General features: G+C 66.6%; 2 protein-coding genes (1 of these 2 cut by a window edge). Both read right to left on the reverse strand.

From position 1 onward, the window contains the following. Positions 1–1,422 (reverse strand): aspartate aminotransferase family protein, encoded by a 1,422-nt coding sequence (locus L1F06_RS15250; RefSeq protein ID WP_129482165.1) that lies wholly within the window; start codon positions 1,420–1,422, stop codon positions 1–3. Continuing rightward, on the reverse strand, positions 1,412–12,561 hold the 3' portion of the coding sequence (locus L1F06_RS15255) for a non-ribosomal peptide synthase/polyketide synthase (protein ID WP_129482164.1). The gene runs 4,837 nt beyond the window's last position; only the last 11,150 of its 15,987 coding nucleotides appear in the window; the start codon falls outside the window, past its right edge; the stop codon is at positions 1,412–1,414. The genes L1F06_RS15250 and L1F06_RS15255 overlap by 11 nt, the downstream gene beginning before the upstream one ends.

The following is a 12,561-nucleotide window of genomic DNA, read 5'->3' on the forward strand; positions in this document are numbered from 1 at the left end:
TTAGTGGTTCACTGCAGCGTCGAGCGCGCTGGCGAAGATATCCGCCACCTGATCCACCTGTGCCGCCGTGATGATCAGCGGCGGCAGCAGACGCAGAACGCTGGAATGGCGCCCGCCCACCTCCAGAATCAGGCCACGGCGCAGGCACTGCTGCTGCACGGCCGAGGCCAGCGCGCGGTTGTGCGGTGCGCGCCCCATGGCGTCCGCCCTGCCCTGTGGATCGACGATCTCCACCCCGAGCATCAATCCCCTGCCGCGTACTTCACCAATCTGCGGATAGCGCGCCTGCAAGGCCTGCAGGTGAGCGCAGAGGCGTTCGCCCATGGCGGCGGCGTGCTGATCCAGACGCTCCTCGCGGATCAGGCGCAAGGTGGCCGCGCCTGCCGCCATGGCCATCTGGTTACCGCGGAAGGTGCCGGCGTGCGCCCCCGGCTGCCAGCGGTCGAGATCCTTGTGGTAGACCACCACCGCCAGCGGCAGGCTGCCGCCGATGGCCTTCGACAGCACCAGCACGTCCGGCGTGATGCCGGCATGCTCGAAGGCGAACAGCCTGCCGGTGCGCCCAATGCCGCACTGCACCTCGTCGAGAATCAGCGGTACACCGGCCTCGCGGGTGATGCGCCGAATGCCGCGCAACCAGTCGGCGGACGGGGCGATCACCCCGCCCTCGCCCTGTACCGTTTCGAGAATCATGCCGGCCGCCGGCAGCACGCCGCTTTCCGGGTCGCCTAGCTGGTTCTCGATGTAATGCAGACCGACCCGTTCGCCCTCGGCACCGCCCAGACCAAACGGGCAGCGGTAGCCATAGGGGTACGGCAGCATCTGCACGCCACTGATCATGCCGTCCAGATACTGCTTGGGCCCCAGGCTGCCCATCAGACTCAGGGCGCCCTGGGTCATGCCGTGGTAGGCGCCGTGGAAGGCCAACATCTGACTACGTCCGGTGGCCGTGCGCACCAGCTTCAATGCAGCCTCCACCGCATCGGTGCCGGCCGGCCCGCAGAACTGGATGCGCGCATCGCGGGCGAACTCGGCCGGCAGGCAGGCGAACAGCTCGTTGATGAACTCGTCCTTGGCTTCGGTCATCAGGTCCAGGGTGTGCAGCGGTCGCTTGCCATCGAGCAGGCCGCGAATGGCCTGCAGAACGACGGGATGGTTATGCCCCAGGGCCAGGGTGCCGGCACCGGCCAGGCAATCGATGAACCAGCGCCCTTCGCTATCCTGCACATGGATGCCCTCGGCGCGGCGCAGCTCCAGCGGGATGCGCCTCGGATAACTGCGCGCATTGGACTCCACCTCGCTCTGATGCTGCAGCCTGGCCGTGCTGGCGAAGCGGTAGTCGGCGCCACGCAACGTCGCTTCCGGGCCTAGATCGAGCGCGACAGGCATGGGCAGCGGATCGTAATGCGGTTCAATTTGCATAATCGTGACTCTCCAGGCCCAGCGGCCGTGACGATTGATCGAGCGCAGCCAGTTGCCGGCTCAGGTGTTCGATGAAGGACGGATCGCGGACGATGCCCAGGTGGTCGGCCTGGACCCAGCTCGACAGCTGCAGTTCTCGGCCCAGGGCGCTCTGCAGCAGAGCCTCGCCATTGCGGTTGTTCTCCGGCGAATGCGCGGCCCACCAGGCCTGCACCGGGCTGCGCAGCGGCTGGATATGCCGATGCTGCGCGGCCAGCGCGTGCATGTGCCGCTCCAGGGCAAGCAACTGTTGCCAGTCGTCATCGCCCGTGGCCGAGGCCTCTGCCACGTCAGCGCGTGGCGCACGGGCCAGACCGGCGCCGGGGACATAGCCGTCCACCAGGCCGACGAAGGCCACCGTCTTGCCCAGGCGTTCCAGCAGCCGGGCCATGGCCAGCACCAGAGCGCCGCCCATCGACCAGCCGAGCAGGTGATACGGTCCCTGCGGCTGGGTTTCCAGCATCACCCTGACGTAATCGCGGGCCATCTGTTCGAGGCTCTGATCACGCCAGGCCGGCTGCAGCAATTGCCGGTTCTGCAGGCCGAACACCTGCCAGTGCGGCGCCAGGGCGCGGGCCAAGGGGTAGTAGCCGACCAGCGTGCCACTGACCGGGTGAACGCAAAACAGCGTGGGCCGTCCGGCATCCGCCTGGTTCAGGCGCAGCAAGGGGCTGGGCGCGGCAGCCTTTATGACTTGCGAGCTCGGAACAGACGTGGCCGGCGTGCCGTCAATCAGGGTTTGCAGTGCATCACCCACCGCTGCCAGCAACGCCTCGATACGCTGTACGCGATGGCGCTGCGCACTGAATCGACAACTGAGGCTCAGACGACCGGCGAATACCTGGCCGTTGATTTCCAGCTCGCGGGTCAGCGCCGTGGCCGGGTCGACCAGAGTGCCCGGCGACTCGCTGGCGGGCATGAAGTGACCATCGCCAAGCTGCGCATCGAACTGCCCCAGGTAGTTGAAGGCGATATCCGGCTCACCCAACTCGGCCAGGCGGCGCCGCTGTTCGGCGTTACCCAGGTAGCGCAGCAGGCCATAACCCAGGCCCTTGTTCGGTACGCTGCGCAGGCGCTGACGCACGTTGGACAGGGTCTGCGGCAAGGTCTCCTGCGCCTGCAGGCGCAGCGGGTAGAGGCTGGTGAACCAGCCCAACGTCCGGCCGATATCCTGCTCAGCCTGTTCGTCGAGCCATTCACGCCCATGGCCTTCCAGGGCGATCAGGCTGTCGTCCAGCCCACTCCAGCGACGCAAGCCCTCGGCCAGCGCGGCGAGCAGCACTTCGTCCATGCGCGCATCCTGCTGTTTCAGGGTCTCGCGTAGCAGACGCCGGGTCTGCGCTTCGCTCAGCTGCCAGGTGCAGGTCTGCACCTGGGCATGGCTGGCTTCGCCGGCCGGGTCATCTACGGGCACACGCTGGCTGGCGTGCTGCGCCTGCCAGTAGCCCATCTCGCTGGCCAGTTGGGCTCCCTGCGCATGGCGCCACAGGTGCTCGGCCCAGGTCTGGTAGCTGCCCGGCCTGTCACCGAGATCGACCGGCTGGCCGATCACAGCCTGCTGGTAGGCGCGGGCCAGATCATCCAGCAGGACGCGCCAGGAAACGCCATCGATGATCAGGTGATGAGCGGCGAGCAGCAGGCGTTGGCTGCCATCCGGCAAGTCCGCGAGCAGCACCCGCAGCAGCGGACCGTGCTGCAGATCCAGGCTGCGCTGTGCTGCCTCGCATTGCGCCTGCAGGGCTGCGTCCGAGTCGATGCGGCGCTGCCGGAACAGCCGCTCGGCCTGCTCCTCGTCCCGGTAGAAGGCCTGCCAGTTGCCCGTTTCATCCTGACGGAAGGCCAGACGCAGCGCATCGTGATGCTCGATCAGCCCCTGCAGCGCGCTCAGCAAATGGGCAGCGTGCAGTGGTCGGCGCACATCCAGCAGCAAGGCCTGGTTCCAGTGCGCACGGTTGGCCATGGGCAAGGAGAAGAAATGCGCCTGGATCGGCGTCAGCGGCAGCTCGCCACTGGCCCGCTGCACCGCCACGGCTTGAGTGCCGAGCGGCGTCATCACAGCAGCCAGATCGGCCAGGCGCGGGTGCTGGAACACCGCCTTGGGAGTCAGCTCCCAGCCGGCCTTGCGCAGCCGCGTGACCAGGCTCAGGGACTGGATCGAATCGCCACCCAGGGCGAAGAACTGGGCATCGCGGCTGATCTGGCCAATACCGAGCAGCTCGCTCCACAGCTCGGCCAGCAGTCGTTCCTGCTCGGTGCGCGGCGCCTGGTGCTCGCCCGCTTCCACCTGCGGCTCCGGCAGGCTCTGCCGATCCAGCTTGCCGTTAGGCAACAGCGGCAGGCGCTCCAGCGCCAGGATATGGCTCGGCACCATATGCGCCGGCAGGCGCTGTTTGAGCTGCATTTTCAGCTCACTCTCGCTCAGCGCCTGGCCGCTGACGTAGCCCACCAGGCGCTTGCCTGCGGCACTGTCCTTGACCACCACCAGCGCTTCACCCACACCGGCGCAGGCTTTCAGCGCCGCTTCGACTTCGCCGATTTCGATGCGGAAGCCGCGCAGCTTGATCTGCTGATCCAGCCGGCCGAGGTATTCCAGCTGGCCGTCGGCACCGAGGCGCACGCGGTCGCCAGTGCGGTACAGGCGCTCGCCGGAGCGATAGGGATTGGGCACGAAGCGCTCGGCGGTAGCACCCGGTCGATCCAGGTAACCGCGCGCCAGCAGCCCGCCCAGGTACAGCTCGCCGGCCGCGCCGACCGGCAACAGGTTGAGGTCGGCATCCAGCACGTAACCCTGGCGCGCCCCAACGCGGTCGCCAATCGGCGCATAGGCCGTGGTGAAGTCGGCCGTGGCTGCCGGCACTCGCCACAGAGTCGGGGTGACCACGGTTTCAGTCGGGCCGTAGCCGTTGATGATCCATTGCGGTTGCAGGCTGCGAATCACCTGCTGCAGCAGCTCACGGCTGAAGGCTTCACCGGCGAAGCAATAGGTCTTCACCCCAGGCGCTTTGCCGCATTGCTCGGCCCACTCGGCCAGCTGGCGCAGGTAACTCGGTGGCAAGGCCACCACGCTGATGCCTTCTTCGATCAGGCAGTCGTAGGTCTGCTGCACGCTCCACAGTTGCTGGTCGCGGATCACCACCCGCGCACCGTGGCTCAGTGGCGTGAGCCAGCGCTCGTGGGCGCCGTCGAAGCTGACCGAGAGAAAGTGCAGTTCGCGATCCTCGGCCGTCAGTTCGTAACGCTCGCCAATGGTCTGGCAATGCAGGGCAATCGCACCATGGGCCACCGCAACGCCCTTGGGCTTGCCGGTGGAGCCGGAGGTGTAGATCAGATAGGCCAGTTGCTCGGGGTGGATATCCACCTCGGGCGCCTCAAGCGGCTGATCATTCAGTGGCAGATGATCGAGGTCGAGCACCTCGATACCTGCCACTTCGGGCAGGCGCGGCAAGGCCGCCTGGTGGCTCAGCAGCAGTTTTACTCCGGCGTCTTCGAGCATGTAGCGCAGGCGCTCTTCGGGGTAATCCGGGTCCAGCGGCACGTAGGCACCGCCAGCCTTGAGCACCGCCAGCAGGGCGACGAACAGGTCGATACCGCGCTCCAGCGCCACACCGACGCGCACCTCGGCGCCGACGCCACGGGCGATCAGCTGGTGGGCCAGGCGATTAGCGCGGGCTTCCAACTCGGCGAAGCTCAGGCGCTGCTGGCCGTGTACCAGGGCAATGGCCGTTGGGCGCAGACGCGCCTGCTCGGCGATGCGCTCCGGCAAGAGTTGAATGCTGTTCGGAACGGGTGTTGGGTTGTTCCACGCCTCGACCTCTTCCACCTCCGACTCACTCAACAATGGCAGATCAGCCAGCGACGCCTGTGGCATACGGCACGCTCCATCGAGCAGACGTAGGAACCGGCCGGCCAGGCGCTCGACACTGGAGGCATCGAACATATCGGTGGCGTAATCCAGGTAGGCCTCGATGCGGCCATCGGCCTGTTCGAGGGTGCCCAGCACCAGGTCGAAGTGGGCGCTCTGCCCCTGGCAGTCGAGGTTTTCGCACTGCAGGCCGGGCAACGTCTGCAGGGCGCTCTGGTCCTGCCGTTGATGGTTGTACGCCACCTGGAACAGCGGGTTGTGGCTCAGACTGCGCTCCGGCTGCAGGGCATCGACCAGTTGCTCGAAAGGCACATCCTGATGGGCCTGGGCGCCGACCACCCGCGACTTGACCTGACGCAGCAGGTCGACGAACGAGTGCTGCGCATCCACTTCACTGCGAATCACCAGGGTGTTGACGAACAGGCCGATCAGCCCCTCGCTCTCGCCCTGGGTACGCCCGGCCACCGGCACGCCAATGCGCAGGTCGTGCTGGCCGGTCAGGCGATACAGCAGGCTCTGGTAGACCGCCAGGATCAGCATGAACGGCGTCACTTCGTACAGTTGCGCCTGCTCACGCAGTCGTTCGACCAGGCTGGCCGGCACGTTGAAGGCATGCCGCGCCCCCTGCCCCAGACGCACGGCCGGACGCGGCCGGTCTGCCGGCAGCTCCAGCAGCGGCTGTTCGCTACCGAGCTGCTCGCGCCACCACTGCACCTGTTCGGCCAGGCGACTGCCAGCAAGATGATCACGCTGCCACAGGGCGTAGTCGGCGTACTGGATCGGCAGTGCCGCCAGCTCAACCGGCTGCCCTTCGGCATGGCCACGATAGAGCGCAGCGAACTCGTCGAGCAGCACCTGGATCGACCAACCGTCGGCGATGATGTGATGCAGGCAGAGCACCAGCACATGCTGTCGTGGATCCAGTTCAATCAGCGCCACACGCCAGGGCGGGCTCTGTTCCAGATCGAAGGGGCGCCGATTGACGCCATCGATCTGCTGCTGCAACTTCGCCTCGTCCTGCGCCTGCAGGCGCTCGATGCCAACCGCAATCGGCTGCTGCACACATTGCAGGGGCTCACCCGCCTCGCCGCTGGCGAAAGTGGTGCGCAGGCTTTCATGACGCTGGGCCAGGGTGTCGAAGCTGCGTTGCAGCGCCGAGACGTCCAGCTCCCCCATCAAACGCACGGCGCAAGGCAGGTGGTAGGCCAGGCTGTCGGGCTCCAGTTGGGCGAGGAACCACAGGCGCTGCTGAGCGAAGGACTGCGGGCTACGGGCTGGACGCTGGCGAGCCTGCAGACCGAAGCCAGGCGCAGCGTCGGCGGCCGCCAGCTGCAAGGCCTGGGCACTGAGAGTGCTGGCCTCGAAAGCGGCGCGTAGCGGCAGCTCACGCTGCAGGTGACGGCGAATCTGCGATACCAGTTGCGTGGCCAGTAGCGAATGACCACCGAGGGCGAAGAAATCATCCTCACGCCCTACCCGATCCACATCCAGCAGCTCCTGCCAGATGCTTGCGAGCTGGCTTTCCAGTCCGGGGCGTGGCGCCTGGTAATCGCGCTGAACGCGCTGCGGTTCCGGCAGCGCCTTGCGCTCCAGCTTGCCATTGGGCGACAGCGGCAGACGTTCGAGCGGGACGAAGTAGCTCGGCAGCATGAACTCGGGCAGGCGCTGTTTCAGCCGCGCCCGCAGCTCGACCTCGTCGTAATCGCTGCCGACCACATAGGCAACCAGTTGCTGGTCGCGCACCAGCACCACCGCCTCACGCAGCGCAGGATGTTCCAGCAGTGCTGCCTCGATCTCGCCCAGTTCGATACGCAGGCCGCGCAACTTCACCTGATGGTCGATGCGGCCCAGGTATTCCAGCACGCCCTCTTCGGTCCAGCGCGCCAGGTCGCCGCTGCGGTACAGACGCTGACCATCGCCGAAGGGGCTGGCGACGAAGCGTTCGGCGGTCAGCCCCGGACGACGGTGATAACCGCGGGCCAGGCCGACGCCACCGATATACAGCTCGCCAGCCACGCCAATCGGTTGCGGGTTGAGGCGTTCGTCGAGGATATGGATCTGCAGGTTGGCGATTGGTCGGCCAATCGGCACGCTGCGCCGCTCCTGGCCGCTGCAGCGCCAGTGGGTGACGTCGATGGCCGCTTCGGTCGGGCCATAAAGGTTGTACAGTTCGGCCTGCGGCAAGAGTTGCCGCGTGCTGCTGGCCAGTTCCGCCGGCAGCGCTTCACCGCTGCAGACGATGCGGCGCAGGCTTTCGCAGCCGTGCAAGTCACCATGACCGATGAAGGCCGCCAGCATCGAGGGCACGAAGTGCAAAGTGCTGATGCTCTCGCGCCCGATAAGCTCGACCAGTTTGGCGGGATCGCGGTGATCGCCCGGCTGCGCCATCACTAGGCGCGCACCCGTGATCAGCGGCCAGAAGAATTCCCACACCGACACATCGAAACTGAACGGGGTTTTCTGCAGCACCCGATCGTCAGCCGTCAGGTTGTAGGCCTGCTGCATCCAGGCCAGGCGGTTGTACAGCGCCGCATGGCTGTTGCCGGCCCCTTTGGGCTTGCCGGTGGAACCGGAGGTGTAGATCAGGTAGGCCAGCTGCTCGGGGTGAATCGCTACGTCGGGCGAGGTATGCGGCTCGCCGCTCACATCCAGATGATCGAGATTGAGCACCTGCACGCCGCCCACCTGCGGCAGGCTGTCGATCACCGCGTCGTGGCTCAGCAGCAGGCTGACACCGGCATCCTCGAGCATGTAGCGCAGGCGTTCGGCCGGGTATTCCGGGTCCATCGGCACGTAGGCGCCGCCGGCCTTGAGGATGGCGTACAGCGCTACCACCATCTCCACCGAACGCAGCGCCGCCACGCCCACCAGGCTGTCGCGAGTCACGCCAAACTTTTGCAGATGGTGGGCCAACTGGTTGGCACGCAGGTCCAGCTCGGCATAACTCAGCCGCTGCTCGCCGCACACCAGGGCGATGGTCTCGGGCTGCGCCTGCACACGGCGTTCGAACTGACGGTGCACCGCCTCGACCACGCCGTAATCGACGCGGGTGGCGTTGAAGCTGGTCAGGGCCAGACGATCCTGATCATCGTCCAGGCGATGCTCGCCAATGGCCAGTTGCGGCTGTTCCAGCAGTTGCTCCAGCAGGCGGATAAAGCGCTGGTGAAGGCGCTCCACCGTCGCTGCCTCGAACAGGTCCAGGGCGTAGTTCCAGTTGCCGCTGAACTGACCGTAGCGATCTTCCTGGGTGTTGAGCGCCAGGTCGAACTGGCTGCCGCCATCGGCCAGGGTCAGCACCTCGGCGTGCAGATCCTGCAACTGCCCCAGCGCCTCGTGGCGCACCTGCTGATGGTCATAGGCCACCTGGAACAGCGGGTTGTGGCTGAGGCTGCGCTCGGGCTGCAACGCCTCGACCAGTTGCTCGAAGGGCAGCTCCTGGTGCGCCTGAGCCTCCAGGCTGGTGCGCCTGATCTGCTCGACCAGCGCCGTGAAGCTCTGCTGCGGAGCAACCTCGCTGCGCAGCACCTGGCTGTTGACGAACAGGCCGATCAGCCCTTCGACCTCGGCGCGCGTACGCCCGGCGATGGGCACGCCGACGCGCAAATCGCGCTGCCCGCTCAGGCGATGCAGCAACACCTTGTAGGCGCCCAGCAACACCATGAAGGGCGTCGCGTTCTGCGCCTGGGCCAAGTCGCGCAGGCGCTCGCCCAGGGCTGCGCCGAGACGGAAATGCACCCGTCCACCGCGAAAGCTTTGCCGCGCCGGTCGCGGATGGTCGCAAGGCAGCTCCAGCAGCGGCTGCTCGTCGCCCAGCTGCTCGCGCCAGTAGGCCAGTTGCCGTGCGCCTTCACCGCCTGCCAGCCACTCACGCTGCCAGGCCGCGTAATCGGCGTACTGCACGGTCAGCGCCGGCAGTACAGCCGCCACGCCAGCGCGGGCGGCGTTGTACAGGGCGGCGAATTCGGCGAGCAGAATTTGCACGGACCAGCCATCGGACAGCAGGTGATGCAAACACAACAGCAGGCGCTGCTCACCCGGCTCCAGGGTCACCAGGGCGACACGCCAGGGCGGCGACTGCTGCAGCTCGAAAGGCTTTTCCATAAATGCCCGCGCCAGGGCCTGGAAGGCGTGCTCGCCCCTGGCCTGGAGCATCTCCAGATTCACCAACGCCTGCGGCTGTATGCATTGCAGCGGCTGGCCGTCGGCGTCCTGAGTGAAGGTGGTACGCAGAATCCAGTGACGCTCGGCCAGGGCTTCGAAGGCCTGCTGCAGCGCCTGCCGGTCCACCTCACCACGCAGACGCAGCACGCCCGGCAGGTGGTAGGCACTGCTGCTCGGCTCCAGTTGCTGGAGGAACCACAGGCGCTGCTGAGCGAAAGACTGTGGCACCTGCGCCCGCTCGCCCCTGGCCTGCAGAGGCAGGTCGACGGCCTGAGCAGCCTGTTCCAGCTGCCTGGCCAGATCGCTGAGCAGCGGCGCCTCGAACACGGCGCGTAGCGGCAGATCCAGCCCGTGCGCATGGCGCAGGCGGGAGATCAGTTGCGTCGCCAGCAGCGAGTGGCCGCCCAGCTCGAAGAAGTGATCGTCACGGCCGATGCGCGGCTGCGCCAGCAGCTCGCTCCACAGCTCGGCCAGCAGCCGTTCCTGCTCGGTGCGCGGCGCCTGGTACTCGCCCGCTTCCACCTGTGGCTCCGGCAGACTCTGCCGATCCAGCTTGCCGTTGGGCAGCAGCGGCAGTCGCTCCAGCGCCAGGATATGGCTCGGCACCATATGCGCAGGCAGGCGCTGCTTGAGCTGCGCTTTCAACTCACTCTCGCTCAGACCCTGGCCGCTGACGTAACCCACCAGACGCTTGCCTGCGGCGCTGTCCTTGACCACCACCAGCGCTTCGCCCACGCCGGCGCAGGCTTTCAGCGCCGCCTCGACTTCGCCGATCTCGATACGGAAGCCGCGCAGCTTGATCTGCTGATCCAGCCGGCCCAGGTATTCCAACTGGCCATCAGCGCCGAGCCGTACACGGTCGCCGGTGCGGTACAGGCGCTCACCGGGGCGGTACGGATTGGGCACGAAGCGCTCGGCGGTGGCGCCCGGTCGATCCAGATAACCACGCGCCAACAATCCGCCCAGATACAGCTCGCCAGCCACGCCGACCGGCAACAGGTTGAGGTCGGCATCCAGCACGTAACCCTGGCGCGCGCCGACGCGATCACCAATCGGTGCGTAGGCCGTGGTGAAGTCGGCCGTGGCCGCCGGCACTCGCCACAGGGTCGGGGTGACCACGGTTTCGGTCGGCCCGTAGCCGTTGATGATCCATTGCGGCTGCAGGCTGCGAATCACCTGCTGCAACAGCTCGCGGCTGAAGGCTTCACCGGCGAAGCAGTAGGTTTTCACCCCGGGCGCTTTGCCGCATTGCTCGGCCCATTCGGCCAACTGGCGCAGGTAGCTCGGCGGCAAGGCCACCACGCTGATGCCTTCTGCGATCAGGCAATCGTAGGTCTGCTGCACGCTCCACAGCTGCTGGTCGCGGATCACCACCCGCGCGCCATGGCTCAGTGGCGTCAGCCAGCGCTCGTGGGCGCCGTCGAAACTGACCGAAAGGAAGTGCAGCTCGCGATCCTCGGCGGTCAGTTCGTAACGCTCGCCAATGGCCTGGCAATGCAGGGCAATGGCACCATGAGCCACCGCAACGCCCTTGGGCTTGCCGGTGGAGCCGGAGGTGTAGATCAGATAGGCCAGTTGCTCGGGGTGGATATCCACCTCGGGCGCCTCAAGCGGCTGATCATTCAGTGGCAGATGATCGAGGTCGAGCACCTCGATACCTGCCACTTCGGGCAGGCGCGGCAAGGCCGCCTGGTGGCTCAGCAGCAGTTTTACTCCGGCGTCTTCGAGCATGTAGCGCAGGCGCTCTTCGGGGTAATCCGGGTCCAGCGGCACATAGGCACCGCCGGCCTTGAGCACCGCCAGCAGGGCAACGAACAGCTCGATGCCACGTTCCAGCGCTACACCGACGCGCACCTCGGCGCCGACGCCACGGGCGATCAACTGATGGGCCAGACGATTGGCGCGGGCTTCCAGCTCGGCGAAGCTCAGGCGCTGCTGGCCATGCACCAGGGCAATGGCCGTCGGGCGCAGGCGCGCCTGCTCGGCGATACTCTGTGGCAATAGCTGAGGGGTATCGGGAGCTGGAGAAGCATCATTCCAGTCCTCGACCTCGGCCACCTCGCTTTCATCCAGCAAGGGCAGTTCGCCGATGCAGCACTGCGCATCGGCGCACAGGGCTTGCAGCAGTCGCTCGAACTGGCGACTCATGCCGGCGATCTGCCGGTCGCTGAAATGCGCGCGCTGATAGTGCCAGTGCACCTGCAGCTCGTTGCCAGCCATCACCGCCAGGCTCAGCGGGTAATGGGTCTGCTCGTGCGCCTGCAGATTGGTAAAGCGCAGGCCATCGCCCTGCCCCTGCAGCACCTGATCCACCGGGTAGTTCTCGAACACCAGCAGGGTATCGAACAGCTCGCGCCCGGCGTGGCCGGCCAGTTGTTGCAGGCGGAACAGCGGCACCTGCTCGTGCTCGCGCAACGTCAGGTTGTGCGCCTGCAACGCATCGAGCCAGTCGCCGACAGGCCCCTGAGGCTGCGGCGCCTGCACCACCGGCAGGGTATTGATGAACAGGCCAAGCATGTGTTCGATGCCCGCCACACTCGCCGGCCGCCCCGCTACGGTGGCACCGAAGGCCACCTGGCGGCGCCCGCAATAACGCTGCAGAAGCAGCGTCCAGGTCGCCTGGATCAGGGTATTGAGGGTGATGCGTCGAGCCCTGGCAAAGGCTTCGAGTTCAGCACGCGGCAGGTTCAGGATATGCACGCCGCTGCCGCTTGCAGAGAACTCGCTGCGCAGACTGCCAGTCAGTAACGTCGGCTCATCGAAGCCCTGCAGCTGCTCACGCCAGAACGCCTCGCTGACAGCGAGATCCTGGCGTTGCAGCCAGGCCAGGTAATCCGGGTAATGCCCGACCTCGTGCGCGCCGCCCTCGCCGCGTGTGTCCTGCAGTACCTGCGCCAGCAGCGCGGCACTGCTCCAGCCGTCGAGCAGGATATGGTGCAGGGTCCAGATCAGTTGATGACGCCCTTCCCCCAGGCGTACCAGCGCCAGGCGCATCAGCGGCGGCCGCGTCAGGTCGAATGGCGTCTCGCGCTCATCGCGCAGCAGTGCCTGAAGATCGAGGTCGCTTCCCTCCAGTT

This window comes from Pseudomonas hydrolytica (assembly GCF_021495345.1).
Classification (GTDB): domain Bacteria; phylum Pseudomonadota; class Gammaproteobacteria; order Pseudomonadales; family Pseudomonadaceae; genus Aquipseudomonas; species Aquipseudomonas hydrolytica.

Coding starts and splice junctions, on each gene's coding strand:
- L1F06_RS15250 (WP_129482165.1), bottom strand. CDS start 1,422: ATGCAAATTGAACCGCATTACGATCCGCTGCCCATGCCTGTCGCGCTC.